The 26,256-nt window shown below is 51.3% G+C and carries 33 protein-coding genes; 19 read left to right on the top strand and 14 right to left on the bottom strand.

Going from position 1 to position 26,256, the window contains the following annotated elements; translation table 11 throughout:
* Positions 1–195: 195 nt before the first annotated feature.
* From tcyN to J1778_RS23965, 7 genes are all read right to left on the bottom strand, one after another.
* Positions 196–948 (bottom strand): L-cystine ABC transporter ATP-binding protein TcyN, encoded by a 753-nt coding sequence (gene tcyN, locus J1778_RS23995; RefSeq protein ID WP_120163022.1) that lies wholly within the window; start codon positions 946–948, stop codon positions 196–198.
* Complete coding sequence (gene tcyL / locus J1778_RS23990; protein WP_217175267.1) at positions 945–1,613, bottom strand: cystine ABC transporter permease; 669 nt, start codon at positions 1,611–1,613, stop codon at positions 945–947. The genes tcyN and tcyL overlap by 4 nt, the downstream gene beginning before the upstream one ends.
* A 165-nt stretch (positions 1,614–1,778) precedes the next feature.
* Positions 1,779–2,579, bottom strand: a complete 801-nt coding sequence (gene tcyJ / locus J1778_RS23985; RefSeq protein WP_217175266.1) for a cystine ABC transporter substrate-binding protein — start codon at positions 2,577–2,579, stop codon at positions 1,779–1,781.
* 135 nt (positions 2,580–2,714) lie between these two features.
* Positions 2,715–3,755: a D-cysteine desulfhydrase gene (locus tag J1778_RS23980; protein ID WP_217175265.1), complete on the bottom strand. Its 1,041-nt coding sequence runs from the start codon at positions 3,753–3,755 to the stop codon at positions 2,715–2,717.
* A gap of 169 nt (positions 3,756–3,924) precedes the next feature.
* Positions 3,925–4,431: a flagella biosynthesis regulatory protein FliZ gene (gene fliZ / locus J1778_RS23975; RefSeq protein ID WP_095922218.1), complete on the bottom strand. Its 507-nt coding sequence runs from the start codon at positions 4,429–4,431 to the stop codon at positions 3,925–3,927.
* A gap of 54 nt (positions 4,432–4,485) precedes the next feature.
* Positions 4,486–5,208: an RNA polymerase sigma factor FliA gene (locus J1778_RS23970; protein ID WP_217175264.1), complete on the bottom strand. Its 723-nt coding sequence runs from the start codon at positions 5,206–5,208 to the stop codon at positions 4,486–4,488.
* Between the two features lie 306 nt (positions 5,209–5,514).
* Positions 5,515–6,960 (bottom strand): flagellin N-terminal helical domain-containing protein, encoded by a 1,446-nt coding sequence (locus J1778_RS23965; RefSeq protein WP_217175263.1) that lies wholly within the window; start codon positions 6,958–6,960, stop codon positions 5,515–5,517.
* A 372-nt stretch (positions 6,961–7,332) separates the two neighbouring features.
* On the opposite strand from J1778_RS23965, the gene fliD reads away from it, so the two are divergent.
* From fliD to J1778_RS23940, 5 genes are all read left to right on the top strand, one after another.
* On the top strand, positions 7,333–8,772 hold the full coding sequence (gene fliD / locus J1778_RS23960) for a flagellar filament capping protein FliD (protein WP_217175262.1): 1,440 nt from the start codon (positions 7,333–7,335) through the stop codon (positions 8,770–8,772).
* Positions 8,773–8,786: 14 nt separating this feature from the next.
* Positions 8,787–9,224 (top strand): flagellar export chaperone FliS, encoded by a 438-nt coding sequence (gene fliS / locus J1778_RS23955; protein ID WP_159281084.1) that lies wholly within the window; start codon positions 8,787–8,789, stop codon positions 9,222–9,224.
* Positions 9,199–9,561, top strand: a complete 363-nt coding sequence (gene fliT / locus J1778_RS23950; protein WP_217175261.1) for a flagella biosynthesis regulatory protein FliT — start codon at positions 9,199–9,201, stop codon at positions 9,559–9,561. The genes fliS and fliT overlap by 26 nt, the downstream gene beginning before the upstream one ends.
* Before the next feature lie 230 nt (positions 9,562–9,791).
* Positions 9,792–10,646: a helix-turn-helix transcriptional regulator gene (locus tag J1778_RS23945; RefSeq protein WP_217175260.1), complete on the top strand. Its 855-nt coding sequence runs from the start codon at positions 9,792–9,794 to the stop codon at positions 10,644–10,646.
* A gap of 119 nt (positions 10,647–10,765) precedes the next feature.
* Positions 10,766–10,942 carry a GhoT/OrtT family toxin gene (locus J1778_RS23940; protein ID WP_112291764.1) on the top strand — a complete coding sequence of 59 codons (177 nt, stop codon included), beginning with the start codon at positions 10,766–10,768 and terminating at the stop codon, positions 10,940–10,942.
* Positions 10,943–11,121: 179 nt separating this feature from the next.
* Here the strand turns inward: J1778_RS23940 and J1778_RS23935 are convergent, their stop codons facing one another.
* Positions 11,122–11,280, bottom strand: a complete 159-nt coding sequence (locus J1778_RS23935; protein ID WP_217175259.1) for a YqaE/Pmp3 family membrane protein — start codon at positions 11,278–11,280, stop codon at positions 11,122–11,124.
* Between the two features lie 71 nt (positions 11,281–11,351).
* A complete protein-coding gene (locus J1778_RS23930) occupies positions 11,352–11,606 on the bottom strand; it encodes a hypothetical protein (RefSeq protein ID WP_217175258.1) in 255 nt (84 codons plus the stop codon).
* Positions 11,607–11,733: 127 nt separating this feature from the next.
* Here J1778_RS23930 and J1778_RS23925 point away from each other — a divergent pair, with 127 nt between their 5' ends.
* Together J1778_RS23925 and J1778_RS23920 are read left to right on the top strand one after the other, a co-directional pair.
* Positions 11,734–12,171 (top strand): DUF4186 domain-containing protein, encoded by a 438-nt coding sequence (locus J1778_RS23925; RefSeq protein WP_217175257.1) that lies wholly within the window; start codon positions 11,734–11,736, stop codon positions 12,169–12,171.
* A 240-nt stretch (positions 12,172–12,411) separates the two neighbouring features.
* Positions 12,412–12,687, top strand: coding sequence for a hypothetical protein (locus J1778_RS23920; RefSeq protein WP_217175256.1), 276 nt, complete (start codon positions 12,412–12,414; stop codon positions 12,685–12,687).
* An 88-nt stretch (positions 12,688–12,775) separates the two neighbouring features.
* On the opposite strand, the gene J1778_RS23915 is transcribed toward J1778_RS23920, so the two are convergent.
* Positions 12,776–13,045 (bottom strand): hypothetical protein, encoded by a 270-nt coding sequence (locus tag J1778_RS23915; protein ID WP_120131018.1) that lies wholly within the window; start codon positions 13,043–13,045, stop codon positions 12,776–12,778.
* Positions 13,046–13,175: 130 nt separating this feature from the next.
* Here J1778_RS23915 and J1778_RS23910 point away from each other — a divergent pair, with 130 nt between their 5' ends.
* A complete protein-coding gene (locus J1778_RS23910; protein ID WP_217175255.1) occupies positions 13,176–13,376 on the top strand; it encodes a DUF7736 domain-containing protein in 201 nt (66 codons plus the stop codon).
* Positions 13,377–13,455: 79 nt separating this feature from the next.
* Here J1778_RS23910 and J1778_RS23905 read toward each other — a convergent pair whose 3' ends face one another.
* Complete coding sequence (locus tag J1778_RS23905) at positions 13,456–13,629, bottom strand: hypothetical protein (RefSeq protein WP_217175254.1); 174 nt, start codon at positions 13,627–13,629, stop codon at positions 13,456–13,458.
* Positions 13,630–13,959: 330 nt separating this feature from the next.
* On the opposite strand from J1778_RS23905, the gene J1778_RS23900 reads away from it, so the two are divergent.
* Positions 13,960–14,424 (top strand): GNAT family N-acetyltransferase, encoded by a 465-nt coding sequence (locus J1778_RS23900; protein WP_217175253.1) that lies wholly within the window; start codon positions 13,960–13,962, stop codon positions 14,422–14,424.
* 73 nt (positions 14,425–14,497) lie between these two features.
* Here the strand turns inward: J1778_RS23900 and J1778_RS23895 are convergent, their stop codons facing one another.
* The 3 genes from J1778_RS23895 to fliE all read right to left on the bottom strand — a co-directional run bounded on the left by J1778_RS23895 (position 14,498) and on the right by fliE (position 16,737).
* On the bottom strand, positions 14,498–14,737 hold the full coding sequence (locus J1778_RS23895) for a hypothetical protein (RefSeq protein ID WP_217175252.1): 240 nt from the start codon (positions 14,735–14,737) through the stop codon (positions 14,498–14,500).
* Between the two features lie 145 nt (positions 14,738–14,882).
* Positions 14,883–15,788, bottom strand: coding sequence for a bestrophin family protein (locus J1778_RS23890; RefSeq protein ID WP_217175251.1), 906 nt, complete (start codon positions 15,786–15,788; stop codon positions 14,883–14,885).
* Between the two features lie 634 nt (positions 15,789–16,422).
* Complete coding sequence (fliE, locus tag J1778_RS23885) at positions 16,423–16,737, bottom strand: flagellar hook-basal body complex protein FliE (protein WP_217175250.1); 315 nt, start codon at positions 16,735–16,737, stop codon at positions 16,423–16,425.
* Positions 16,738–17,020: 283 nt separating this feature from the next.
* On the opposite strand from fliE, the gene fliF reads away from it, so the two are divergent.
* From fliF to fliO, 10 genes are all read left to right on the top strand, one after another.
* Positions 17,021–18,730: a flagellar basal-body MS-ring/collar protein FliF gene (gene fliF, locus J1778_RS23880; RefSeq protein WP_217175249.1), complete on the top strand. Its 1,710-nt coding sequence runs from the start codon at positions 17,021–17,023 to the stop codon at positions 18,728–18,730.
* Positions 18,727–19,719 carry a flagellar motor switch protein FliG gene (fliG, locus tag J1778_RS23875; protein WP_112291784.1) on the top strand — a complete coding sequence of 331 codons (993 nt, stop codon included), beginning with the start codon at positions 18,727–18,729 and terminating at the stop codon, positions 19,717–19,719. Before fliF ends, fliG begins: the two co-directional genes overlap by 4 nt.
* 7 nt (positions 19,720–19,726) lie before the next feature.
* Positions 19,727–20,482, top strand: a complete 756-nt coding sequence (gene fliH, locus J1778_RS23870) for a flagellar assembly protein FliH (protein ID WP_217175375.1) — start codon at positions 19,727–19,729, stop codon at positions 20,480–20,482.
* Complete coding sequence (gene fliI, locus J1778_RS23865) at positions 20,482–21,846, top strand: flagellar protein export ATPase FliI (RefSeq protein WP_217175248.1); 1,365 nt, start codon at positions 20,482–20,484, stop codon at positions 21,844–21,846. Before fliH ends, fliI begins: the two co-directional genes overlap by 1 nt.
* A 26-nt stretch (positions 21,847–21,872) precedes the next feature.
* A complete protein-coding gene (fliJ, locus tag J1778_RS23860) occupies positions 21,873–22,319 on the top strand; it encodes a flagellar export protein FliJ (protein WP_217175247.1) in 447 nt (148 codons plus the stop codon).
* On the top strand, positions 22,316–23,698 hold the full coding sequence (locus J1778_RS23855; RefSeq protein WP_217175246.1) for a flagellar hook-length control protein FliK: 1,383 nt from the start codon (positions 22,316–22,318) through the stop codon (positions 23,696–23,698). The genes fliJ and J1778_RS23855 overlap by 4 nt, the downstream gene beginning before the upstream one ends.
* A 185-nt stretch (positions 23,699–23,883) precedes the next feature.
* Positions 23,884–24,384 carry a flagellar basal body-associated protein FliL gene (gene fliL / locus J1778_RS23850; RefSeq protein WP_217175245.1) on the top strand — a complete coding sequence of 167 codons (501 nt, stop codon included), beginning with the start codon at positions 23,884–23,886 and terminating at the stop codon, positions 24,382–24,384.
* 7 nt (positions 24,385–24,391) lie between these two features.
* Positions 24,392–25,408 carry a flagellar motor switch protein FliM gene (gene fliM / locus J1778_RS23845; protein ID WP_120163039.1) on the top strand — a complete coding sequence of 339 codons (1,017 nt, stop codon included), beginning with the start codon at positions 24,392–24,394 and terminating at the stop codon, positions 25,406–25,408.
* Positions 25,401–25,817, top strand: coding sequence for a flagellar motor switch protein FliN (gene fliN / locus J1778_RS23840; protein WP_112291796.1), 417 nt, complete (start codon positions 25,401–25,403; stop codon positions 25,815–25,817). The genes fliM and fliN overlap by 8 nt, the downstream gene beginning before the upstream one ends.
* Before the next feature lie 80 nt (positions 25,818–25,897).
* Positions 25,898–26,254 carry a flagellar biosynthetic protein FliO gene (gene fliO, locus J1778_RS23835; protein WP_238484887.1) on the top strand — a complete coding sequence of 119 codons (357 nt, stop codon included), beginning with the start codon at positions 25,898–25,900 and terminating at the stop codon, positions 26,252–26,254.
* The last annotated feature ends 2 nt before the right edge of the window (positions 26,255–26,256 follow it).

Here is a 26,256-nt window from a genome sequence, read left to right as displayed (position 1 = left end):
ACAAGGGGCGCGGATAAGAGTATCAATTTACAACAGAACTGTGAAAGTTTAGGTCATCGGTGATGAGAACAGAGGGAGGCCGTGCACTGGAAGCGGATTACCCCCAGCGGTCTGCAAAGGGAGCAGATCAGACACTCTGTGGGTTTGCTGTACCCCTCCCCCTGCGCGAAGGGGGAGGCTGGGAGAGAGTTTTAGTTAGTGGGCCAAAAACTTCTCGAGGAACTGTTTTGTGCGGGCGTGTTGTGGATTCGAGAACAGCTCTTTCGCGGGTCCCTGCTCCACGATCCGGCCCTGATCCATAAAGATCGCCCGGTCCGCGACATCACGTGCGAAGCTCATTTCATGGGTCACGATCACCATGGTGCGATGCTCGAGCGCCAGTGCGCGGATGGTGTTCAGCACTTCGCCGACCAGCTCCGGATCCAGCGCAGAAGTCGGTTCATCGAACAAAATCACTTCCGGATTCATCGCCAGCGCGCGGGCAATAGCCACTCGCTGCTGCTGACCGCCGGAAAGGCGTCGCGGATAGGCGTTTTCTTTGCCGTTTAATCCGACCTTTTCCAGCAACTGACGTGCGGTGGCAATGGCCTTTTCTTTCGGCTCGCCCTTCACAATCACCGGACCTTCAATGATGTTTTCCAGCACCGACCGGTGCGGGAACAGGTTGAAGTTCTGGAAGACAAAACCAACCTGTTTGCGCAGTTCGCGCACTTTATCTTTTTGCTTGCTGATTGGCTTACTGGCATCAATTTCAATATTGCCGACTTTGATGGTGCCGCCATCCGGCTCTTCCAGCAGATTAATACTGCGCAGTAACGTGGTTTTACCGGAACCGCTCGGCCCGATAATCGCCACGACTTCTCCGGCGTTCACCTGCAAATCAATACCGTGTAACACCGTCTGCTTGTTGAACTTTTTAGTCAGTTGCTTTACGTCGATAGTACTCATGAAGGCTCCTGATCCTGACGGTTAACACGGTCTTCCAGACGGTTTTGCAGGAAGGATAAAACGGTTGCCAGCACCCAGTAGATAACGGAAGCGGCCAGATACATGGTAAAGACTTCCAGCGTGCGCGAGGTAACCAGCTGCGCCTGACGAAACAGTTCCGGCACCTGAATGGTGGCGGCCAGCGAGGTGTCCTTCACCAGACCGATAAAGCTGTTGCCCAGTGGCGGAAGTGCCGTTCGCGCGGCCTGCGGTAAAATCACGCGGCGCAGCGTCTGCCACGGGCTCATACCAATACTTGCTGCCGCTTCCCACTGCCCTTTTTCGATGGACGAAATCGCCGCTCGCAGGGTTTCAGAGGTATACGCCGCCGTGTTGAGTGACAGGCCTATCATCGCCGCCGGAATAGGATCCAGCTCGATACCAAATTGTGGCAGACCGTAGTAGATCATAAACAGCTGAGCGATCAGCGGCGTGCCACGGAAAACCGACACGTAAAAACGTGATAACCATGACAGCGGCCAGAAATGCGAAAGGCGCATCAGCGCCAGTATGAAGCCCAGAATTAACCCGAACACCATCCCGCCCAGACTAAGCTGAAGCGTAAACAGTGTCCCTTTCAATAAAAATGGTGCTGAATCCAGCACCAGTTGAATACTTTCTTGCATCTAAGACCTTTAGATTTTCTGGATCTTTGAGATATTCACATATGCTCTAAATAAATGAACTTGCATCAAGGCAGCAAGTGCGCGAGTCCCGATGAGCTTACACAAGTAAGTGATTCGGGCGAGCAAGCGCAGCTAACGCCGGGGCAAGTTCAGTTATGACGAGCATTATTTTGTGACGTCAGCGCCGAACCACTTCTGTGAGATCTTCGCGAGCGAGCCATCTTTCTGCATTTCAGCAATCGCTTTGTTGATTGCGGCCAGCAGTTCAGGGTTGTCCTTGCGGATCGCTACGCCGGATTCCTGACGGGAGAACGGTGCGCCTGCAACCGCTAAGGTATCACCGGTTTTCTTCACCAGATCCAGTGCAGCCAGACGGTCAACCAGAATCGCGTTGATACGGCCTACGCGCAGATCCTGATATTTGGTCGGGTCATCATCATAAGTACGGACATCAACACCTGGCACGTTCGCACGCAGCCATTGTTCATAGTTAGTACCCAGACCCACGCCGACTTTTTTGCCTTTCAGATCTTCAGGTTTGGTAATCGAGCTTTCTGCGCCCTTCTTCACCAGCGCCTGAATACCGGATACGGTGTATGGCGTAGAGAAATCGTATTTTTTCTGGCGCTCAGGAGAAATGGTCACCTGGTTGATAACCACATCAATACGCTTGGATTCCAGTGAAGCCAGCATACCGTCCCATTTGGTCGGTTGCAGTTTAGCTTTCACGCCCATGTGCTGTGCCAGCGCATCAGCGAACTCCACTTCAAAGCCGGTCAGTTTGCCGTCTTCACCCTGGAAACTGAACGGAGGATACGTGCCTTCAAGACCGACGATCAATGTGCCGCGATCTTTGACTTTCTTCAGTAAACCTTCATCCGCAAAGCTGTTGCTGATAAGCCCGGTGGATAATGTCACGGCCACTGCCCCGAGGACTAAACGACGACGTAACGCTGAAAAACCCATATTCACCTCAATTATTGTTCATTATAAAAAGTTATATGCCTTACTGATTTGCGCACAGTAGCACCGGTCGCATCAGTTATCAGGAATATAATTCTATAATCTTAGCTCAAAAAAGCATAAGCGCATTTTAGGCGATCAAACTTGCGGATGATATGCAAACAGTGCCGGTGCGCCACCGGTATGAATAAACAGGATCGGGCCTTCATCAGGGAATAAACCGCGCTCTATGCCGTCGAGCAATCCGGCCATCGCTTTGCCGGTATACACTGGATCCAGCAGCATGGCTTCCTGTTCGGCCAGCAATTTTACTGCCGCCATACCTGCTTCATTTGGTTCACCGTAACGCGGAGCAAAATACTCATCCCACAAAATAACCGGCGGCGCTTTGTCATCTGACTGAAGGTTATCAAAGTGAAGTTCATCAAACTGTAGCGATGTTGCCACTTCACGGGCAATGGCTTCCACTTTAGGACGTTGGTCCTGCGCACTACGTGACACCGTCACGCCAATCAATTGGGTGTCCGGCATTAAATGATGCAGTGCCACCGCCAGCCCGGCGTGCGTACCGGCACTGCCGGAAGCCACCACGACGGCGCTGAAATCAACAAAATTGGCTGAAGACTGCTCGGCGATTTCGAGCGCGCACTGCACATACCCCAGCGCACCCAGCGAATTCGAGCCGCCGACCGGCACAACATACGGACGGAACCCTTGCGCTTCCAGACGTTCGGCCTGTTCTGCCAGCTGCGCCATCGGGTCATGCAGTGCGTCGCACATCACCACTTCCACATTAAATAAATCGAGCAGAAGACGGTTACCGTTGGTCAGATAATTGGCTTCGGTGGTGCCAATTGGGTTTTCCAGCAACGCCACGCATTTCAGACCCAGTTTGGCTGCCACGGCTGCCGTCTGACGCACATGGTTAGACTGGATCGCACCGGCGGTCACCAGCGTATCCGCGCCTTCTGCCAGCGCAGCGGCAGCCAGATATTCCAGCTTACGCAGCTTGTTGCCGCCCAGCGCCAGCGGGGTGATGTCGTCGCGCTTAATGTAAATGTCGCGTCCGGTGAATTCCGAGAGACGATGAAGTTTCTCCAGCGGCGTCGGGCTGCTTAAGAGTTCGAGACGGTCAAAGGCTTCCAGCCGGGTTTTAAGCAATGAAATTTTAGCAGGCACAATGTTCCCCTGACGCACAGACGTGTCGCCGTGCGAAGTCGTTATAGTCGAAGTTGGGTAGAGTCTGAAGAATGGTAATAAAGTCAGTATATGAAGAATTTATACTTTGCGCAGAGCGGGATGCAAGACAAAAAAACAGGCCCCCGCAGGAGCCTGTTTGTGTGTTGCGTTATGCAGATTTCTGCCAGGCCAGATACTGGTCGTATTTGCGCAGGGCAATACGGTAGTTGTCATGGCCCGCCACCGGCAAATCACTGATGATCCGCTGGTGGATACTGTCCCCGGAAAGTTTATCCAGAGGATAGTTATTGGCAGAAAGGATTTCATCCAGACGGCGGAGGCGGACAACGTACTCGCGCACCGTGCTGTGATTCATCTCAGTCTGTTCGAACAGATATTGCTTAAACGCCATAATGTCGAAATAAGACGAATGGCTGTTACAGCTTATCTCACTGCAAAAACGACACAGTGCGGTCAGTTCCTGCGACAGGTTGTGCCACACGTCATCATCAATAGGCTGGTCCATCTTGGCGATGGCCTCTTTATTGATGATTTGCCCGCGAAACACCAGTGCCATCCTGTCGAGTTCTTTCGCACACTGTGAGCAGTGAGTCTGACTGTGTTTAAAATCTTTAAGATAACGGCTTAAAGGCCTTGTTTTGATTCCCGCTGGCATAAATTTATTCCTGATAAGGGATATAAAATGTATAACCGGCCAGGAAAAAGCGGATCAGTGGTCGTTTGCCAGGCGCGTGCGCAAGCGCTTAATCGCCTGACTGTGGAGCTGGCTTACCCGGGATTCCCCGACATCCAGCACCGCCCCGATCTCTTTTAAATTCAACTCTTCCTGGTAGTAAAGCGTAAGTACCATCTTTTCCCGTTCTGGTAACGCATCGATAGCTTCCATCACCCGGTGGCGTAAATTGCCCTCCAACAGATGATGTAACGGGTTGGCCTCTTCGTGCCCTTCCATCAATGCCTCGGCAGAATCGCCGTGCTCTTCACGCCATTCGTCATAAGAAAACAACTGGCTGCTGTTCGTATCCATTAATATCTGCCGGTATTCCTCAATGGGAATATCCAGCGTCTGCGCCACCTCTCCTTCACTCGGTGGTCGCCCTAATTTTTGTTCTGCGCTATGCATCGCCTGAGACACTTCGCGCGCGTTACGTCTGACGCTGCGTGGTACCCAGTCGCGGCTACGCAATTCATCAAGCATCGCACCGCGGATACGCTGGACGGCATAAGTGGTAAACGCCGTTCCCTGCATCGCATCAAAACGCTCAACCGCATTTAACAGGCCGATCCCTCCCGCTTGCAGTAGATCATCAAGCTCTACGCTGGCGGGAAGCCGCACCTGCAAACGCAGGGCTTCATGGCGCACGAGCGGAACATAGCGCTGCCACAAAGAATTTTTGTCTATCACGCCGTCGGCGGTATACAGATCGCTCACTGTCGTAACCTGGCAAATTGAGGGTCAGTATCATTGTGCCAGTGCTATTTGCTGTTCAATCGGCTGAATAAGGCCAGAAAAGCGCGGTTATTTTGATTATGTCTCGCACATTCTGTTTTTGACTGCCCATCACGACGCGCAAAGGATTGTATAAAAATCAACCATAACATAAAGATTATCCTAAATTATACCAGCGAATGGTTTTCATTTATCCCAGAGAATCGTAAATTTTAGTTAAAAAAAACCCCGCCGAAGCGGGGTTTAAGCTGTTTATGACCGGACTGCGTAATTTGTCTGCGAAGACAATTATTGCAGCAGGGACAGTACAGACTGAGGAACCTGGTTAGCTTTAGACAATACTGAAGTACCCGCCTGCTGCAGGATCTGTGCTTTAGACATTGCTGAAACTTCTGTTGCGTAGTCAGCATCCTGAATACGGCTCTGTGCAGACTGCAGGTTAGTGGTGGTGTTCGCCAGGTTAGTGATAGCAGAATCGAAACGGTTCTGAATCGCACCCAGTGAAGAACGGAAATCATCAACCTGGCTGATAGCTTTGTCGATAGCTGCCAGCGGATCAGTGGTAGAAGTTTTGATAGAAGTCAGCGTCTGAGTTTGCAGGTTTGCGCCAGACAGGTCAGATGCTTTATAGGTTTTGGTATTTTCACCAGAACCGACAGTCACAACTTTAGTCAGACCATCAGTGCCACCCAGAGTCACGTTTGCACCGGTCACAGTAGCGCCATCTGCATCAGTGTAGTTCACTTTATCAAGAGTCACTTTACCGGCAGTATCAACAGAAGCTGAGTACAGTTTGTTATCAGTACCTTTAACCGCATAGGCAGTGTCGCCTGCAGCATTGGTAACCTGATAAAGTTTAGCGCCAGAAACAGCGGTGACAGAAGCATCAGTCATATCGATAGCTTTGTTAACAGTTACAGCAGTCTGTGCAGTGGTATCAGTTGCTTTAACAGAAGACTGATCTGTGATCTGGGTACCCAGTGTAGTTACGCCAGTGCTGTTATCGATAGTGACAGAATAATAACCATTTTTAGTCGTATCAGTTGAAGCAGCCAGTTTCGCGTAGTAGCTTCCGTCGTCTGCTTTAACAATACTTGCTGTTGCTGTTGCATCGATTGCAGTTGCAGCAGTTGCCAGAGCGGTGTTATCCAATGTTACACTTGTAGGCACAGTAGTCAGTGCTTTACCGGTTGACACGTTGGCAGTTTGTACGTTCAGACCGTTCAGACCCAGGGTGTTAGAGTCAATTTTCTGCAGGTCGATGTCGATGGTTTCGCCGTCGTTTGCGCCAACCTGGATAGACATAGTCTGGTTTGAAGCCAGTACTTTTACGCCGTTGAACTGAGTCTGACCTGATACACGGTCAATTTCGTCCAAACGGGAAGTGATTTCGTCCTGGATTGACGCCAGGTCAGAATCGGAGTTGGTGCCGTTAGCAGCCTGAACCGACAGCTCACGAATACGCTGCAAGTTGTTGTTGATTTCGCTCAGTGAACCTTCAGTGGTCTGCGCAACGGAGATACCGTCATTGGCGTTACGTGAAGCCTGGGTCAGGCCGTTGATGTTAGAAGTAAAACGGTTAGCAATCGCCTGACCAGCAGCGTCGTCTTTTGCGCTGTTGATACGCAGACCGGAGGACAGACGCTCGATAGCGGTGCTCAGCGCGGACTGGGATTTGTTCATGTTGTTCTGAGTCATCAGAGACAGCGTGTTGGTATTGATAACTTGAGCCATGAGTGTATTCCTTCAAATCTGGTTAAGGGTTCGGGCTTATTGCCCACGGCGTTCATCACCGTCCAAACTTGTATCGGCGCTACACCCGCAACCTTTAGAATTATTTCTCAAAAAAGATCGATTTCTTACTTTGAGAATTACCCTTCCTTATACCGCCTATTCACGCCATTACTTTTTGTTGCATTCCATTAAACTTTTTCTCCGTCGTGCCGATAGGGCTTAAAGACTCTTTTATGCCTAACGTGGTTTGAGTTGCAGTAAAGCGGCGAGTGAATCCTCCCTTAAGCTGATATTTATCAGTGAAGGCGGTGAACAAAGCATGTGCGGCTGCAAATTCAGATCTTCAAGGCAATCAAACGGTAAAGGATAATTATGGCTACTGTATCTACAGGCACTGTTTCTTCATTAGGTATCGGCTCAGGTTTACAACTTTCTGACCTGCTGGATAGCTTGACGACTGCAGAGAAAGCGCGTTTAACCCCGATCAGCACAGCACAGACCAGTTACAGTGCTAAACTGACAGCATATGGCACGTTGCAAAGTTCCTTACAATCCTTTGCGGATGCGACGGCTGCGCTTAACAGTGCGGATGTCTACGCGACAACTACCGCAACATCCAGCAATACTTCCGCGTTTACTGCCACCACCGCGGCAGGGGCGGCAGCCGGTAAATATACGGTTAATGTGACGCAACTGGCGCAGGCGCAAGTTTTAGTTTCTGGCACCGCCACTAACACCAGCACTGCGCTGGGTGCGACTTCCACCTCAGGTACTCGTACCCTTTCGATTACTCAGGGTGATGGAAAGCCGGTCACGATCTCTCTGACCGATGCTCAGACATCGTTAGCTGGGCTGCGTGATGCAATTAACGGCGCAGATGCAGGCGTAACAGCCAGTATTTTAAAAGTGTCTGACGGCAGCTATCAGCTGATTGTTTCTGCTGACGATACCGGTACTGATTCCCAAATGACCCTGAGTGTGACCGGTGATGACACACTGAATGCTTTTATTGGTTATGACTCAGCAACAAATACCGGCGGCATGACGCAAAACGTTGAGGCAAAAAATGCCCAGTTAAGCGTGAACGGTATTTCTCTTGAACGTCAGAGCAATGAAGTCACTGATGCGCCAGAAGGTATTACGCTAAACCTGCTGGCGACCACCGACAGTGCAGCAACGCTGACAGTGAAAAAAGATACCAGCGATGCAAGCACTAAAATCCAGGCTTTTGTTACTGCCTATAACGCATTGCAGACCACATTCTCAAACCTGACAAAATATACAGCGGTTGATAGCAATACCGACGCACAAGATACGAGTAACGGTGCGTTATTAGGTGATAGCGCAATGCGTACTATCCAGACTCAGTTGAAATCGGCAATTTCATCCGCATTCAACTCAAACGGTATCAGCACTCTCTCAAGTTTAGGGATTACTACTGACCCTGATACCGGAAATCTTGAAGTGGATACCACCAAGCTTGATGATGTTCTGGCAAATAGTACCAGCGACGTAAAAACCATGTTGCTTGGTGATGGTTCGACGACCGGTGTGATAACAAAACTCAATAACCTCAATGTCAGTTTCCTCGATACAGACACGGGTACCATTGCTAACGCAAAGACCTCGGTCAATACCACACTGAAAAGCCTCACTGAGCAGTACAACAAGGTTAATGACAGCATCAATACCACCATCGCCCGTTACAAAACGCAATTCACGGCACTTGATGTCTCAATTCAGAAGCTCAACAGTACGGCTGATTATCTGACGCAGCAGTTCGAAGCCATGTCCTCATCAAGTTCAAGCTAGTAAGGAAACTGATTATGTATAACGCTAAAGGAACTCAGGCCTACGCACAGGTAGGTCTTGAAAGTGGCGTCATGAGCGCCACACCATACCAGCTGGTCACCATGTTATTTGACGGGGCGCGCAGCGCCCTGATCCGTGCCCGTATTTTTATCCAGCAGGGCAGCATTGCCGAAAAAGGCAAATCATTGTCTATGGCGATCAATATTATCGACAGCGGATTAAAAGCCGGATTAAGTCGTGAGAAAGGGGATCCTGAATTAGTGGATAACCTGGAAGCGCTTTATTCCTATATGGTCCGTCGTTTGTTGCATGCCAATTTACACAACGATCAAGAGGCCATCACGGAAGTGCTGGCCTTGCTTGAAAACATCGCCGATGCCTGGCGGCAAATCGGCCCAAACTATCACCCGTCGCAGGACCAATATAATGGATCAACATCAGTATCTGGTTAATGAATATCAACTGATCCTGTCTTTAAGCGAGCAGATGTTGCGGCTGGCGAACGAAGAAAAATGGGATGAGCTGGTCGAGCTCGAAGTCAGTTACGTTAAAGCAGTAGAAGCAACGACTAAATTGCCGATGTCAGAACAGACATCGATAATGGTTCAGAATGATATCCGCCGTTATCTGCGTATCATTCTGGACAATGAAAATGCGGTTAAAATATTATTACAGGCCCGGATGAAAAAACTCACCGAGCTTATTGGCCAGTCGGCAAAACAACAACAAGTGAATATGACTTACGGAAAGATTGATCTCCGTACGATCGCATTTGGCGATCGCCAATAATTATTAATATCTGCAAAACGTAAAGTTAAGTTTGTTTTATTTTTTTCAATATTTCTTGTGCGAAAAGTTTTCAGAGGCAGAGAGCGCCTGGCTGCCAGGGCTGGCACTCTCTGGTCTTCTCTTGTGACACACGTACCATCCGGCAGCCTGTTTGTATCAGCATAAGCGGGAAACTTTATATCAGGCAGCAAGCAAAACATTGCGGTCGTCTTTTTTCGGGCATCATCAACATGGTTCGTAAAATAAAAGTGACACCAGGGATAGGAACTATTTCACTGCTTATTCAGCACAGTGAACTTTTTATTCATGATGTTTATATTAATAAGCCACAGTTGATCCTTGTTCAGAATGGCAGTCTTTCAATACACTATCAGGAACAACAGGTTACGCTGCAATCCGGCGAAATGCTGGTCCTTAACAGCGGACAAACCCTGAGCCTGACACACCATCTTTCCGATAACGGCCCGTTTAGCTGCGCCATCATGGCGTGGGATCATCAGTTACTCAACGATGCAGGACTCCATGCCACAGGCTTCAGTCCGCCGCTTATCTCTGTCGAAAACTTGCAGGTTATTCCGCATATCCCCACCGCCTTTAAACAAAGTTTCACCGACACGCACAGCGCCATTCTCTGGCATCACGGCCTGCCCGCAGCCATTACCCGCCACCGCATGATCGAACAACTCTTATGGTTATCACAGCTCGGCGTGCGTTATTCGCTGCAACACCCTGAAACCGTCACAGAACAGGTACGCGAACTGCTGATCAATAATCTGCATAAATCATTTACAGCGGCAGAAGTGGCCGAAAATTTGATGATGAACGAGGTGATGCTGCGAAGGCGTCTGGCGGCAGAAGATTGTGTCCTGAGAAATCTGATGATTGATGTACGCATGACCCATGCCCTGCGGCTTTTGCAATGTACAGATCTGGCGATTTCGCATATTGCCCATCAGGTCGGCTATGAAAGTGCTTCACGTTTTGCGGAGCGTTTTCGGAAACGTTTTGGCTTCGCCCCGACCGCCATTCGCGGACATTTGCGCCCTCTTTCGGCGCATACGCAAGGCACAATCGAAGAAATATAACAATTGACACCAAAGCGCCACACAATAAAACCTTGAGTAACATCACACAATAATTGATTACCAGATGTTAACGGAATATCATACCCGCCGTCATTTTTATCCATATTCAGGGGTTGGTTGTGCACGTTTGGTGGGAAGTTATTAAGACGATTTACTGGGGCGGCCTGGGCATTGCGGTGCTGTTTACCCTTCTGGTGAGCCGTGACACGATTAAAATAAGATTGTTAACCTCCGGCATTATCGGTTTCACCTGGCCGATGAGCCTGCCCGTGGTGATGTTGTTCTCTCTGTTCTGACTGTTTTGAACACTTCGCGGCTTCGCAAGACTGATGCCAAAAGAAAACCCGGCCTGACCTGAAAAGGTCTAAACCGGGTTCTGATTAAGTTTTGAATAAAGCGCTGTTTATTGACGGGTCTGGCAGGCTCTTTACGGGTCATAGTCATAACTGAAAAGAACCGGTCATAACCCAAAAGCTTATTTACGCGTCTGAACCCAAAAGCCGTGGATCAAGCCCGGCAGATAACCACACAGTGTCAGAACGATGTTCAGCAGAAACGCACCGCCAAAACCATTACCTATCAGCACGCCCAGCGGCGGCACCAGAATGGTGATTAACACTCTCCAGAATCCCATACTTATCTCCCTTTGGTTATCATTGACTTAATGATAGACCATTGCCGTGCACCCCGGACATCAGATGAAACCTAATTGATCAGTTCAAGCATGATTTCTACGTCACGGCGTGCTTTATCCAGCAACTGTACATCCCCGTCGCGATACTCCGCGTCGGTGACCTGATGAATCTGACGCATCTGCCATCTCACCTGATTTTTTTGTTCTTCGGTCATGCTGCGGCACATCACGATGATAAAATTTCTCAGCATCATTTGTTGCATGGCAGTTTCTTCGGCGTGTTTGTTGACCGTCATGACCAAATCTATAACATGTTTTTCTGCCATTGCGGGATCCTGCCGGGTTCAGTGAATCAGTCAGGTCAGATTAGCACGCGGGCATTGTTGCTAACGGCTGAGCTGATAGGGTTTGACCCGCTATTTCACCGTGTAGATTTTAAACGGACAAATGACGATGTTTTCCATTGATCCAGTTTTTCAGCGTCTGGCGGCCTCTCCTTTTCGCCAGCGCTTCCATCTTGGCCCGAAAGAATACGGGTATTGTCAGGATAAAGGTGCGGCAGATATCAGTCGCCACGCTGCAGATTTCGTTGCCAGCCGGCTTGCGCCATCCGAACCGCAAAATGATGGGAAACAGACACCTATGCGCGGCCATCCGGTATTTATCGCGCAACATGCGACCGCAACCTGCTGCCGTGGATGCCTGGAAAAATGGCATCACATCCCCGCGCATACCGAAATGTCAAAAATACAGCAAGATTATACCGTTACGATAATCATGCACTGGCTGAATATCGAAATGCAGCGCCCTGCTCCGGTCGCTAAGCCGCGAAAACCTAAGCAGAAAAAGCCCGATCACGGCGATGAATCACAACAACTCAATTTGTTGTAAGAGGAATGTCACACTCAGAGAAAAATAAAAAGTGACTTTCATCACATATTTTTAGCTTTCACCAGCCAGTCCCGCATCGTGCTCTATAATTTTAAGGAATTTAAAAAAGTGTCACGGGTAGCCCTTAGTGCACCCTTTCAGCAGTGCTTCTTGTGCAGTCTTTGAGATGGTCTTTTCCAGGTGAAACGAGTTTGAAACTTGTTGTCAGGATAATTGCCCACATTGGGAAAAGGAGCATGTATGTCTGAGTATCATTATTTACTGGTTGGAGGAAGTCGCAACGGACAACGGCATGTCGATAAATGCCATCAGTTTTCGTTGTGCTTCTGGGAAGATGCATCTAAGCACGCAGAGCGCGAATTTTACGGTAAGCAAAACGAGCGCTACAAAGTGAATCCGGAAAAAGGGGCTGACGGGAACTGGTATCTCGTTGGCTATTGCGGAAATTGTTCGAAAATCAAGGCAGATGAATTAACAACTCAGGCGCAGACCAAGCACGTCAAGCCCCTGATGTAACCCGCAACACATTATGATGAAGTCATCAAACCCCGCCCGTTTCGCGGGGTTTTTGCTTTGTATGTCCGCCAGACATTTTTGTGCTCAGTTACGCTGCCATACCCTGAATGTTTCTGGCAAAGAAAGCGACGTGACCACCCAGCGTAAAGTGCGCTTCATGATGCCCCAGCCGGCCCAGGGGTGCGATGCGCAGGATTTCGCCTTCAAATTCGCCGTCCTGAATGCTGGTGATCATGACATCCAGCTGGTAACTGGCCGGATGAACGCCCACCGGAAACGTAAGTAATTTTACCCGGTCGCCAACCTGAAAACGTGTAAGCAACGGCAACGGCGCCTGTTCAAACAGATCCTGATCCATATGTGACTCCTTGTTTTCCAGTGAGATTAATTAAAGGATAGAATATGTCACCGCGTCCTGCCGGATACCGGCGTGAAGCACTTCTCTCTTTCAGCATTTATTGTGCTTATAAACATCATAAGGATTGGCCGTGAAAAAATTAACGCCACAGCAATGCATCATACTGACCGGTTTTACCGGCATTCTGCATGGCGAATTTGAGTGGTTTCACGAGGATTTGGAAAAACGTCTGGGCCGCGAAGTTCAGACGTCTGAACTGGGGTACCCGGAATTTATGCAAGAATGCCGGAGTCTCTACGAAGAAGATTTTAACAACCTGATGCCTGATTAACTTTTTATCCTGTAAATAAGAAAGGCCGGACAGTGTTGCCTGTCCGGCCTCTGATTTTTTAGGTTTAATGTGTTGAAGTTTAGGGTTTTATAATTCCCCGAATGAAGTTTTCATTCACCCGGATCACATTCCCGGTCTCCACATTCATGACCTGATATTGCACCGGCGTAAGCTCATCCAGCACAGCGATAACTTCAAATAAACCTGGTGTAAAAGTAAGCGTGACAAAAACGCCAACAGGATAGACAGCCATATTTTTATCCTTAGAATCAATTTCTTATATTTTACTTCTTCACACCCTGAGTGATCATGCGCCTTCTATTAATCACACAGAGTTATTTCATTGTATACATTAATCACATCGGATAAATGTTACTGAAATGAATTAGGTATAACGTATAAAACGAGCGCACTGGTTGAAAATCAGACAACTCTGGCAGACGTTTCCAGAACATCATTAAATTTTACAATCTTCCTCCGCCAGTGCAGCGTTCAGGCCACAGTTCCCTCCTTTGCTCCCTTGTTTTTGGTGTAATTCCGGTTAAGAATACTTGTCCATTTTGTTGCAATGAGAGCCCACGCTGTGAGTGCCCAGATTTTTGAAACCGATGCCACCCACCCGCATTTAACCCGGCTTATTGCAGAGCTGGACGCGTATCAATACCCGCTTTATCCGCCTGAATCCTTTCAGGGGATTAACATTACTGAGCTGGATGAAGGTGAAATCACCTGTTTTATGGCGAAGGTGGATGACGACTGGGCCGGGTGTGCCTGTTTGTACATTACTCGACAGGGCCTGGCTGAAATGAAACGGGTTTATGTGAGTCCTTTGTTTCGCGGGCAAGGTATCGCATCACTGCTGATCGCCGCAATGGAAAAGAAACTGAAAGCGCTGGGGCACCGGGAGCTGTTTCTGGAAACGGGAGTATTTCAGGAAAAGGCCATTACCCTGTATGAGAAACTGGGTTATTCGCGTACGCAGCCATTTGGGGATTATCAGCAGGCACCGGATCCGCTGAGTGTCTATATGATGAAAGCGGTGGCGTAAAGCGTTACAGGCAGGAAAACAAATATCTCCATAACGCTGCCTTCTGACAGTGTTATGGAGACGCGAGAAGCCATTACATCAAGACGTTGCTTTTCGTTGCAGTGAGATCATTGGAAGGAATGGCCCACTTTTTAAAGGTGATGACAAAGTATTCTTTGCCCTTGGTGATTTTCGCACCCCGGTCACCGCATTCCAGCGCGAGTTTAAAAAACTCATCACTGTTAATATTAAAAGCCAGTTCGACTTTTTTCACTATACCGGAATTAAGCAGGTCTTCGGCTTCGTGCAATGATTTGGCCTGAATGACTGACATAAATACCTCGTGAGAACGGATTGGATTGGTGTTTGCCCCAATAGGTTATTTCACTTTTGTTTCGTAATTATGACAGTCCTGTGAATATTAAGAATTTTGCCCATTCATTGCACAAAAAATGTTCATTACGTGCAATTTGTCACATCTAGCTAAGACGGAAATGTTTGTCCGGCACTGGCGTATCCGGCAACTGTGTCTGGTTGTTCATTTCAAGCAGGTTAATCTCGATATTGGTACACATTGCATCCATCGGCAGGTGGTTATTGGCATAACCAAATGGCATTTCCAGCTCTTCGGCCAGCGTGTCCAGCGACAGGAACGAGTACGAAATAAAGCCTGACACCAGCAACGTCATGTAATGCAGATCAACGACCAGCGCGAACGGCAACAGACTACAGAACAAATAGACCGTGCGGTGCAGCAACAGACCGTAAGCAAAAGGGATTGGCATGCTGACGATGCGCTCGCACCCGCCGACTACCTGAGAAAGCTGTAAAAGCGTGGTATCCATGTGCGCATACACGACATCTGACAGCTCGCCGGTACGGCGACGTTCAGCCAGCCATTGAGACAGACGCAGCTGCACCATATTGGTCGGGGCGCGACGCGAAAGAATGTCTTGCGCATCCTCACCCAGCAAACGTTCAAGATCCGGACGCGGATCGCTGTGGCGCAGCTGATGTTTTAGGCTGAAACAAAATGCCAGCAAGAGTGCCGTTACACGTTGCGCCTCCCCCGGACAAACGGCCATCACCTGGCTTTGCAACGTACGGCAGGCAATCAGCAACCCGCCCCATAGCTGCCGCGCTTCGATATAGCGTGAATAGGCCACACTATTTCGAAAACCCAGGAAGATAGCGATGGAAACCCCGAGCAGGCTGAAAGGCGCAAGCGTGAGCTTAACACCCAGCGTCTCGTACCAGGGCAGACTGAGGATGGCAGCCAGTGACATCAGTAAATTAAGACTCAGGCGGAACAAAATACTGGGCAGGACTGAGCCATGCCAGGCGAACAAACGCAAGAACCAGTGACGGGGAGGACGGATTATCATTTTGTGCAGGTGCTTTAAGCAGGTGAAGCGATTTTTTTTGCGATTCTTGCAAATAAACCCGCACATGCAAAGGACAATTTTGTGACATCGGTAACATTTTTTCTTGAAAGCACTAACATCACATTACACTGTAATAATAACGTAACTAAACAATTTGCAACAATTCTCCCCCGCCCCTCACGTTGTGGTTACTTCGTGCCGATAATAGTATTGAGCAACGATGAGTATATTCCCTGAAGGGTGTTCATTTGCCGCTGTAGTGGTTCAACTGCCGCTCTGGTTGGATCACCGGTTCAGTAAATGGCGACAGTCCACGGCGACCTTCCAAATACAATGAAGGATGAGGGCTTTGACAATTTTACTTATTACTCTGGTTGTCTTTATTCTGCTGGCAGCGCTGGTGGCATGGAGAGTAATGAAATCAGCGGCTAAAGACGCTGAGGACAATTATTAATCGTTTTTACCGACTTTTTTCAAATACGTGTTTTGAGACATTCATTTTCAAAATTTAAACCACTGTATTGGGTGGAATTAAATCATTTTCATTCCCAAATACAAATAAACTGCCCCTGCGAATCCTTTCGGATTACAGGTTCAATTTAGTTAATGGTATTGAGAAATTTGAAAAAATAACTTAAACCGACATATTCATCACATCCTGATACGCCGCCACCAGTTTGTTTCTGACCTGAATCCCCAATTGCAGTGAAATCGACGATTTTTGCAGATCGACCATCACATCGTTCAGGCTGACGCCGGGAACGCCCATCTCGAGCTTTTCAGATTGCAGTTTCGCGTTGTTCTGCGTTTCGCTGATCTTACCTAATGCCGCTTTTAATTCGCTGGCGAAACCGGCTTCTGAAGCGGTATCGGTCTGCGGTGCCGCGCCTGCCTGGATCGCCGTGGCCTGCATCTGCTGTAAAACGCTCTCAATGCCTTGAATTGACATGTTTTCTCCGTCTTTCGGGGTGTCACGGTACAAATGGCCTATTTCATGGAATGACACCCTATCACATCAGTTTTTTCCTAAACGCGATAATTGAACCTAAAAACCATGGCTTATCGGGCCATTAACTTTGCCTTGAGGGGCAAATAATGGCTCACCTAGAAAATAGGCCTGCCTTTACGGAGGACTGAAAAATGTCACGCTTCAACGATTGCGCCACCTGGGAGTCTGTTTTGTTAAGAGACAACATGAACACCACCATCCAACAGCTAAATAGGGATCTTGTATGAGTTCCGCAATAGCCGGCGCAGAAACCCCTCGAAGCGGTTTTACTGCGTTGCTTAATCGCCTGCGCGCCAACCCAAAAATTCCTATCGCCATCGCTGCTGCGGCCGCCGTGGCTATTGTTGTTGTTATGATGCTGTGGGCCAAACAGCCTACTTATAAGGTGTTGTTTAGCAACCTCGGTGACCAGGATGGCGGCGCCATCGTCACCCAGCTGACTCAAATGAATATTCCTTATCAGTTTTCTGATAATGGCGGCGCGCTGCTTATTCCTGCCGATAAAGTGTATGAAACGCGTCTGAAACTGGCGGCTGCCGGTTTGCCAAAAGGCGGCGCAGTCGGTTTTGAACTGATGGATCAGGAAAAATTTGGTATCAGTCAGTTCAGTGAGCAGATCAACTACCAACGCGCGCTGGAAGGTGAACTCTCCCGCACCATCGAAACACTCGGTCCGGTGTCCAGCGCCCGTGTGCATTTAGCTATTCCTAAGCCTTCCCTGTTTGTCCGCGAACAAAAAAATCCTTCAGCTTCCGTGACCCTGAATCTGCAACCGGGCCGCGCGCTGGATGACGGTCAGATCAACGCCATCGTTTATATGGTGTCGAGCAGCGTTTCAGGATTGCCCCCGGCTAACGTCACCGTCGTTGACCAGAGCGGTCACCTGCTGACGCAGTCCGACAATAACGGCCGCGACCTTAACGCTTCCCAGCTGAAATACGCCAACGAAGTGGAAGGCCGCCTGCAACGTCGTATCGAATCCATCCTGCAACCGGTGGTGGGTAACGGTAATGTTCACGCGCAAATCACCGCGCAGATTGATTACGCCAGCCGCGAACAAACGGATGAGAATTACCAGCCGAACGGTTCACCGGATAAAGCGGCGGTGCGTTCACGTCAGTTAAGCACCAGTGATCAGATTGGCGCTTCTGCTGTTGGTGGCGTGCCGGGCGCACTGAGCAATCAGCCTGCACCGGCTGCAACCGCGCCGGTGACCAATCAGCCAGCGGCTAATAATGCCAACGGCACACAGAATCAGGCCGGTAATAACGCGCAGAACACTGCCAGCAATACCAGTTCTTCCGGTCCTTCTAACCGTCGTCGTGATGAAACGACTAACTATGAAGTGGATCGCACTATCACTCATACCCAGCACAGCGCCGGTGCGGTTCAGCGTCTGTCTGCGGCAGTCGTCGTTAACTATCAGGTCGGTACGGACGGTAAAGCCAAACCGCTGACTGACGATCAGCTGAAGAAAATTGATGATCTGGTGCGTGAAGCGATGGGCTTCTCGCAGGAACGCGGCGATACGCTGAACGTGGTGAATACACCGTTCAATGAAGCGGCAGATGACACCGGTGAATTGCCGTTCTGGAAACAACAGGCGTTCTTCGATCAGTTACTCAATGCCGGTCGCTGGTTACTGGTGCTGATTGTGGCCTGGCTGCTGTGGCGCAAGATGGTTCGTCCGATGCTGCGCAAACAGCAGGCAGAAAAAGATGCCGCAGCTGCAGCCGCTCTCGCAGCGTCCTTGCCGCAGCCTGAAGGCAGCAAACCGGTCAAACTCAGCAACGACGAGCTGGAGAAACGTAAGCGTTCACAGCAACGCGTCAGCGTCGAAGTGCAGACTCAACGTGTTCAGGAGCTGGCCGATAAGGATCCTCGTATCGTCGCCCTGGTTATCCGCCAATGGATGAGTACCGAACAACCATGACTATGACCGGAACCGAAAAAAGCGCCATTTTGATGATAACCCTGGGCGAAGACCGCGCGGTGGAGGTGTTCAAGCACCTCTCCCCTCGTGAAGTCCAGCAAATCAGTGGCGCGATGGCCAACATCCATCAGATTTCTAACAAGCAACTGGCGGAAGTCCTTAACGAGTTTGAAGACGAATCCGAGCAGTACGCGGCGCTGAGTGTGAACACCAGCGAATACCTGCGTGCCGTTCTGACCAAAGCGCTCGGCGAAGAACGCGCCTCGAGCTTGCTGGAAGACATTCTGGAATCGCGCGAAACCACCAGCGGCATGGAGACACTGAACTTCATGGAGCCGCTGATGGCGGCCGATCTTATCCGCGACGAGCATCCGCAGATTATCGCCACCATCCTTGTCCACCTCAAACGTGGTCAGGCGGCGGATATTCTGGCGCTGTTCGACGAGCGTCTGCGTAACGACGTCATGCTGCGTATCGCCACCTTCGGCGGTGTCCAGCCGGCAGCGCTGGCGGAACTGACCGAAGTGCTGAACAACCTGCTCGACGGCCAGAACCTCAAACGTTCGAAGATGGGGGGTATTCGTACTGCGGCAGAAATCATCAACCTGATGAAAACGCAGCAGGAAGAAGCGGTTATCGAAGCGGTTCGCGGTTACGACGGCGAACTGGCACAGAAAATTATCGACGAGATGTTCCTGTTCGAAAACCTGGTGGATGTGGACGACCGCAGTATCCAGCGCCTGTTGCAGGAAGTCGAAGGCGAATCGTTACTGGTGGCACTGAAAGGGGCGGAACAGCCGCTGCGCGACAAGTTCCTGCGCAACATGTCCCAGCGTGCAGCCGATATCCTGCGAGACGATCTGGCGAACCGCGGCCCGATGCGTATGTCTCTGGTCGAGAACGAACAGAAAGCCATCCTGCAGACGGTTCGCCGCCTGGCAGAATCCGGCGAAATGATGGTTGGCGGCGGCGAGGATTCCTATGTCTGATAACCCGATGTCCGACAAACCTGCGCCGCAAAAGAAAACTTCTGAAGAGCGCAATGCCGAACGTATTAATGCATTGCCATGGCAACCGTGGAGACCGGGCGACCTTGCAGTTCCTGTTTTCAGCAAACCCGATGAACCTTTGCTGGCTGACAGCGAAGAGGAACCGGACAACACACAGCCCAAACTTCAGGTCGATCAGAATGAATTGCTGAATCTGCAACGTCGCGCTGAACAGCAGGGTTTCCAGCAGGGTCTGGAAGCCGGGCAAAAACAGGGCTACGCCGCCGGTTTCCAGCAAGGTCAGGAAGCCGGACAGCAACAGGGTTTACAGGAAGGTCAGCAACAGCAAGCCGTGCTGACCGAACACTGGCAGCATATGGTGTCGGATTTCCAGCAAACGCTGGATGCACTGGACAGCGTGATCGCCTCGCGTCTGATGCAGATGGCGCTGACCGCCGCGAAACAAATCATCGGTCAGGCGCCGATCTGCGACGGTTCTGCCCTGCTTAATCAGATTCAACAGCTGATCCAGCAGGAGCCGATGTTTAAAGGCAAACCGCAGCTGCGTGTAAATCCGGCCGATTTCGAGCGCGTAGAGCAACAACTTGGCGCCAGCCTGAGCATGAACGGCTGGCGTTTGCTGGCCGACAGCCAGATCCACAGCGGTGGCTGCAAAGTCAGCGCGGAAGATGGTGATATGGACGCGTCACTGGCTACCCGCTGGCATGAGCTGTGCCGTCTTGCGGCACCGGGAGATCTCTGATGACCGCCCGCCTGAGCCGCCTGCTGAAAACGCTGGATGACGCGGAAAAACGCATGGCCCGCACGCCTTCGGTTCGCCGTTACGGTCGCCTGACGCGGGCAACGGGTCTGGTACTTGAAGCCACCGGCCTGCAGTTACCGCTCGGCGCGACATGCCTGATTGAGCGTCACGACGGGCCAACGGTGCAGGAAGTCGAAAGCGAAGTGGTCGGATTTAACGGACAAAGTCTGTTCCTGATGCCGCTGGAAGAAGTCGAAGGAATTTTGCCGGGTGCGCGGGTTTATGCCCGTATCGCCGCGGATGGTCAGAGTGCAGGCAAACAATTGCCGCTGGGTCCGCAACTGCTGGGCCGGGTACTGGATGGCAGTGCCAAACCGCTCGATAGTTTGCCGCCGCCGGACACCGGCTATCGTGCCGCACTGATCACGCCGCCGTTTAACCCGCTGCAACGTACACCGATAACCGATGTTCTCGACGTCGGCGTGCGCGCCATTAACGCCCTGCTCACCGTGGGTCGCGGCCAGCGTATGGGTCTTTTTGCCGGTTCGGGTGTAGGTAAATCTGTGCTGCTCGGCATGATGGCGCGTTACACCAAAGCCGACGTGATCGTGGTCGGGCTGATTGGCGAACGTGGCCGTGAAGTAAAAGATTTTATCGAAAACATTTTAGGTGATGAAGGTCGCGCCCGTTCGGTGGTTATCGCCGCACCGGCTGACGTTTCACCTCTCCTGCGTATGCAGGGTGCGGCCTATGCCACGCGTATCGCCGAAGATTTCCGTGACCGCGGTCAGCACGTGTTGCTGATCATGGATTCCCTGACTCGTTATGCGATGGCGCAGCGTGAAATCGCGCTGGCCATCGGTGAACCGCCGGCCACCAAAGGCTATCCGCCTTCCGTGTTTGCCAAACTGCCTGCGCTGGTTGAACGCGCGGGTAACGGCATCAGCGGCGGTGGTTCGATCACCGCATTTTATACCGTACTGACCGAAGGCGACGACCAGCAGGATCCGATTGCCGACTCCGCCCGCGCGATCCTTGACGGGCACATCGTGTTATCACGCCGTCTGGCGGAATCGGGACATTACCCGGCGATTGATATCGAAGCATCAATCAGCCGCGCCATGACATCGCTGATTGATGACGCGCAGTACGGGCGCGTGCGTAATTTCAAACAACTGTTGTCCAGCTACCAGCGCAACCGCGATTTGGTCAGCGTCGGCGCTTACGCCGCAGGCAGCGATCCGATGCTCGACCGCGCGATCAAACTGTATCCGCAAATGGAGAACTTCCTCCAGCAGGACATCATGGAACGCAGTACCTACGAAGACGCCTGTCTGGAACTGAACATGTTGTTCCCGGGCTAACTTTTTAACCGATAAAGGTAAATCAGATGGAAAACGCATCACCATTGATCACCCTTTGTTCTCTGGCGCAAAAAGCGCTGGATCAGGCCACCAGTCATCTGGGGCAAATCAGGCAGTCACATCTTCAGGCTGAAGAACAGCTCACCATGCTGCTCAATTATCAGCGTGAGTACCGGGAAAAGCTCAATACCACCATGACCGGCGGGATTGCGGCGAATACCTGGCAGAACTACCAGCAATTTATCGGCACGCTGGAAGTGGCGATTGACCAGCACCGCAAACAATTACAGCAGTGGGATCAGCGGCTCAACGCCGCCGTTAACCAGTGGCAGGACAAGCAGCAACGGCTCAATGCCTACCAAACGTTGCAATCCCGGGCCAGTGAGCAACAGCGTTCCCTGGAAAACAAGCTCGATCAAAAGCAGAACGATGAGTTCGCCCAGCGCAGCGCACACAGGAAGAAACAATCATGAATCTGAATATTTTGCCTGCTGCCGTGAACACGGCAAAGACCACCGCGAGCGCGGCGTCCGGCAGTTCCTCAACGGCAACCGCTTCCGGTGCTGACACATCAGTGATCAGTGATGCAACAGCGACCTCTCCGGCCGGTTTCGCCAGCCAGCTTGAAGCGCAGCTTGGTTCGAAACTCGACCCTAAACTGACCAGCACGTTAGCCAAACTCGGCCAGCAAATTTCAGCCAAAGGTGAAACCGTCGATAAAGCCACGCTGACTCAGGCGGTCACCACCGGCGAGAACGACGGCAGCCTGATGCTCGATGAAAGTGATTTGAGTAAAATGATCGCCGCCATCCAGGTATTGCCGAGCGGCAGTCTGAAAGGCAGCGATGCATCGGCGGTAAAAAACGCCGGGCTGAGCGATAAAGATAAAGACAGTCAAAAAGACGATGCTAATACACTGCCGTTGCAGGCACTGTTCGCACAGTTAGCCGCACAGCAACAACCGGCACAGCAGGTGCAAACCGCCAGCGCCGTGGCAACGCAAACCAGCAGCGATGACGCCACCAGTGCAGACAAAAAAGCCTCGCTGCTTTCCGGGCTGACGGCCTCTTCTTTACTGACCGGTGATGGCAAAACTGCTGTGACGGATACCGATCCTAAAGCGGCAGCTGCTGCGAATGCGACGACAGCATCATCGCAACATGCCGCCAGCAAAGCCACGACTGCCAATACGCCTGATTTCAGCAGTGCGCTGGCTTCAATGAGCGCCGCCAGCGGCAATGCCGCAGCGTTACAGCAGAACGACAACAGCGCGCTGGATCACAGCACACAGTCACTGAATCAGCTGAACACCGCCGCCGTTGCCGTTTCTTCTGCGCCGGTGTCCACCACACCGACGACAACCACAGCCGTTACCGCCCCGTCTACCCCGCTGCTCAACGCGCAGCTCGGCACGCCGGAATGGCAGCAGCAACTCGGTCAGCAGGTGATGATGTTTAACCGTCAGGGACAACAAACCGCCCAACTTCGCCTGCATCCTGAAGATTTAGGTTCGATACAAATCAGCATGAAGATTGAAAACAATCAGGCGCAACTGCACTTTGTTTCCGGCCACAGCGCCGTGCGTTCTGCGATTGAAGCCGCGTTACCTGATCTGAAAACGGCGCTGGCTGACAACGGTATCAGCCTTGGTCAGAGCAGCGTCGGCAGCGACAGTTCGCAGTGGCAACAGGCACAGCAACAGAGCGGGCAGTCCGGTTCACAACAAGGCAATGCAGCCAGCTGGGCGGCATTTAATGGCGGCGGTACGGCATCTGCCAGCGACGCCCTGCCGGTTCCCGCCTCTATTGCACAGCGGATCGGTGGCAACAATAGCGTGGATATCTTCGCATAATCGTTACCTGATGTTTCAGCCCTGCCTGCGCGAACTTAATTCAAACGGCAGAGCTGACCTTATTTTTCCCGCCTATTCTGACTATTGAACAACAGGATAAGCGGGATAATCATTGTCAGAATTGACTCAGCAGCTTCGCGGTTCCCTCGCAACTCTGCTCATACTTACAGGAAATCGCCCCATCCATGTCTGACTCTGCTCTCTCGGCGTCGCGTAAGAAAAAGCGCCCGTTAATGATGATTCTGCTGTTACTGATTGCCATCGGAGCCTGTGGTGCAGCCGGTTACGCCTGGTGGATGTTGCACAAACAACAGTCCGGAAATGGAGCACAGACGGCGGAAGTCAAAAAGAATGAACCGCCTGCGGCCCCGATTTTCCTGGCGCTTGACACCTTCACCGTTAACCTGCAAACGCCGGATAACGACCCGGATCGCGTGCTGTATATCGGCCTGACCCTGCGTCTGCCGGATGAAAAGAACCGCGCTACGCTTAATGAATATCTGCCTGAAGTCCGCAGCCGCCTGTTGTTGCTTCTGTCACGTCAGAAAACGTCTGATTTAGTCAGCGAAGCCGGTAAACAACAGCTGGTTCAGGACATCAAACAGGTTCTGGATGCGCCACTGGTCAAAGGTCAGCCACCTCAGGTGATCAACGACGTGCTTTTCACTGCTTTCATACTGCGATAAACAAATTATGGGCGACAGCATTCTTTCACAGGCCGAGATCGACGCGCTGCTCAATGGTGACAGTGACAGCGCACCCGATAATACGGCAACCGCACAGGCCGCCGCGTCTGATGACGGTGTAAAACCTTTTGACCCCACGACACAACGCCGCGTTGTTCGTGAGCGGTTGCAGGCGCTGGAAATCATTAACGAGCGATTTGCCCGTCATTTCCGTATGGGGCTGTTTAACCTGTTGCGCCGCAGCCCGGACATCACCGTAGGGCCAATCAAAATTCAGCCTTACCACGAGTTTGCCCGCAACCTGCCGGTACCGACGAACCTCAACCTGATCCACCTGAAACCTCTGCGCGGCACGGCTTTGTTTGTGTTTGCGCCAAGCCTGGTGTTTATCGCGGTGGATAACCTGTTCGGCGGCGATGGCCGTTTCCCGACCAAAGTCGAAGGACGCGAGTTCACCCATACCGAACAGCGCGTCATCAAACGCATGCTCACCCTGGCACTGGATGCCTACGAAGATGCCTGGAGCGGTGTTTACAAGCTGAGCGTGGAATATGTCCGTGCGGAATTGCAGATTAAATTCACCAACATCACCTCTTCACCGAACGACATCGTGGTAACGACGCCGTTCCACGTGGAAATCGGTGCACTGAGCGGTGATTTCAACATCTGTATTCCGTTCAGCATGATCGAACCTTTGCGTGAGTTGCTGACCAATCCGCCGGTTGAAAACTCACGTAATGAAGAAAGTCAGTGGCGCGAAAACCTGGTCACTCAGGTTCAGCAGTCCGAGCTGGAACTGGTGGCGAATTTCGTCGAAATTCCGCTGCGCCTTTCGCAGATCCTTAAGCTTCAACCGGGCGATGTTTTGCCGATTGAAAAACCAGATCGTCTGATTGCCCATGTCGATGGCGTGCCCGTGCTGACCAGCCAATATGGCACCTTAAACGAACAATACGCCCTGCGCGTTGAACATTTGATCAACCCAATTTTAAATTCTCTAGATGAGGAACAGCCCCATGAGTGACACCAATAAACCGTCTGACGCCGGATCGGATAACGTTGACGATTTATGGGCTGATGCGTTTAACGAACAACAGTCTGCGGGCGGCGCGAAAGCGTCAACTGACGGTGTTTTCGCCGCGCTGGGTGCCCAGGACGGAACCGGCAGTTTGCAAGATATCGACATGATCCTCGATATTCCGGTGAAACTGACCGTGGAATTAGGTCGTACCAAAATGACCATCAAAGAACTGCTGCGCCTTTCGCAGGGTTCCGTGGTGGCCCTCGACGGTCTGGCCGGTGAGCCGCTGGATATCCTGATCAACGGCTATCTGATTGCGCAGGGTGAAGTGGTTGTCGTCGCCGATAAATACGGCGTACGCATCACCGACATCATCACGCCATCCGAACGTATGCGTCGTCTGAGCCGCTGATGAGCCAGAATACCGCGACGGATTCACCGTACATTTCCGGCCCGGTAAACCATGCCACCGCGCAGGCAACGCCTCAGGCAATGCCCGCCGGTTCGGTGCTGACGCAGGTCAGTTCCGTGCTTGGCGGCATTCTGTTGCTGATCCTGTTTATCGGCTGGGTGGTGAAGCGCGCCGGTTTCGCGCCACAGTCTAAAAATAACAAGCTGCTGAAAGTGACTGCCAGCGTGCAGGTCGGCCGCAGCGAAAAAGTGGTGATTGTTGAAGTGGATAATACCTGGCTGGTGCTGGGTGTGACTGCGCAAAACATCACCCCGCTGCATACCCTGAGCGCGCCGCCGGTTGAACAGACGCCGGATTCAGGCAATCCCAATAACGCGCCCGCTGATTTCCGTCAGCTGATGCAGAAAATGTTGAAACGTCCGGGAAAGCAGGCATGACT

It is taken from the genome of Rahnella bonaserana (genome assembly GCF_019049675.1).
In the GTDB taxonomy this organism is placed as follows: Bacteria; Pseudomonadota; Gammaproteobacteria; order Enterobacterales; family Enterobacteriaceae; genus Rahnella; species Rahnella bonaserana.
This window is presented reverse-complemented; position numbering and strand designations above follow the sequence as displayed.

What these genes read in the sequence shown, in the direction of transcription:
- tcyN (WP_120163022.1), bottom strand. Translation starts at nt 948, where the DNA reads ATGAGTACTATCGACGTAAAGCAACTGACTAAAAAGTTCAACAAGCAG.
- tcyL (WP_217175267.1), bottom strand. Translation starts at nt 1,613, where the DNA reads ATGCAAGAAAGTATTCAACTGGTGCTGGATTCAGCACCATTTTTATTG.
- tcyJ (WP_217175266.1), bottom strand. Translation starts at nt 2,579, where the DNA reads ATGGGTTTTTCAGCGTTACGTCGTCGTTTAGTCCTCGGGGCAGTGGCC.
- fliZ (WP_095922218.1), bottom strand. Translation starts at nt 4,431, where the DNA reads ATGCCAGCGGGAATCAAAACAAGGCCTTTAAGCCGTTATCTTAAAGAT.
- J1778_RS23965 (WP_217175263.1), bottom strand. Translation starts at nt 6,960, where the DNA reads ATGGCTCAAGTTATCAATACCAACACGCTGTCTCTGATGACTCAGAAC.
- fliD (WP_217175262.1), top strand. Translation starts at nt 7,333, where the DNA reads ATGGCTACTGTATCTACAGGCACTGTTTCTTCATTAGGTATCGGCTCA.
- fliS (WP_159281084.1), top strand. Translation starts at nt 8,787, where the DNA reads ATGTATAACGCTAAAGGAACTCAGGCCTACGCACAGGTAGGTCTTGAA.
- fliT (WP_217175261.1), top strand. Translation starts at nt 9,199, where the DNA reads ATGGATCAACATCAGTATCTGGTTAATGAATATCAACTGATCCTGTCT.
- J1778_RS23945 (WP_217175260.1), top strand. Translation starts at nt 9,792, where the DNA reads ATGGTTCGTAAAATAAAAGTGACACCAGGGATAGGAACTATTTCACTG.
- J1778_RS23935 (WP_217175259.1), bottom strand. Translation starts at nt 11,280, where the DNA reads ATGGGATTCTGGAGAGTGTTAATCACCATTCTGGTGCCGCCGCTGGGC.
- J1778_RS23930 (WP_217175258.1), bottom strand. Translation starts at nt 11,606, where the DNA reads ATGGCAGAAAAACATGTTATAGATTTGGTCATGACGGTCAACAAACAC.
- J1778_RS23925 (WP_217175257.1), top strand. Translation starts at nt 11,734, where the DNA reads ATGTTTTCCATTGATCCAGTTTTTCAGCGTCTGGCGGCCTCTCCTTTT.
- J1778_RS23920 (WP_217175256.1), top strand. Translation starts at nt 12,412, where the DNA reads ATGTCTGAGTATCATTATTTACTGGTTGGAGGAAGTCGCAACGGACAA.
- J1778_RS23915 (WP_120131018.1), bottom strand. Translation starts at nt 13,045, where the DNA reads ATGGATCAGGATCTGTTTGAACAGGCGCCGTTGCCGTTGCTTACACGT.
- J1778_RS23905 (WP_217175254.1), bottom strand. Translation starts at nt 13,629, where the DNA reads ATGGCTGTCTATCCTGTTGGCGTTTTTGTCACGCTTACTTTTACACCA.
- J1778_RS23895 (WP_217175252.1), bottom strand. Translation starts at nt 14,737, where the DNA reads ATGTCAGTCATTCAGGCCAAATCATTGCACGAAGCCGAAGACCTGCTT.
- J1778_RS23890 (WP_217175251.1), bottom strand. Translation starts at nt 15,788, where the DNA reads ATGATAATCCGTCCTCCCCGTCACTGGTTCTTGCGTTTGTTCGCCTGG.
- fliE (WP_217175250.1), bottom strand. Translation starts at nt 16,737, where the DNA reads ATGTCAATTCAAGGCATTGAGAGCGTTTTACAGCAGATGCAGGCCACG.
- fliF (WP_217175249.1), top strand. Translation starts at nt 17,021, where the DNA reads ATGAGTTCCGCAATAGCCGGCGCAGAAACCCCTCGAAGCGGTTTTACT.
- fliG (WP_112291784.1), top strand. Translation starts at nt 18,727, where the DNA reads ATGACTATGACCGGAACCGAAAAAAGCGCCATTTTGATGATAACCCTG.
- fliH (WP_217175375.1), top strand. Translation starts at nt 19,727, where the DNA reads ATGTCCGACAAACCTGCGCCGCAAAAGAAAACTTCTGAAGAGCGCAAT.
- fliI (WP_217175248.1), top strand. Translation starts at nt 20,482, where the DNA reads ATGACCGCCCGCCTGAGCCGCCTGCTGAAAACGCTGGATGACGCGGAA.
- fliJ (WP_217175247.1), top strand. Translation starts at nt 21,873, where the DNA reads ATGGAAAACGCATCACCATTGATCACCCTTTGTTCTCTGGCGCAAAAA.
- J1778_RS23855 (WP_217175246.1), top strand. Translation starts at nt 22,316, where the DNA reads ATGAATCTGAATATTTTGCCTGCTGCCGTGAACACGGCAAAGACCACC.
- fliL (WP_217175245.1), top strand. Translation starts at nt 23,884, where the DNA reads ATGTCTGACTCTGCTCTCTCGGCGTCGCGTAAGAAAAAGCGCCCGTTA.
- fliM (WP_120163039.1), top strand. Translation starts at nt 24,392, where the DNA reads ATGGGCGACAGCATTCTTTCACAGGCCGAGATCGACGCGCTGCTCAAT.
- fliN (WP_112291796.1), top strand. Translation starts at nt 25,401, where the DNA reads ATGAGTGACACCAATAAACCGTCTGACGCCGGATCGGATAACGTTGAC.
- fliO (WP_238484887.1), top strand. Translation starts at nt 25,898, where the DNA reads ATGCCCGCCGGTTCGGTGCTGACGCAGGTCAGTTCCGTGCTTGGCGGC.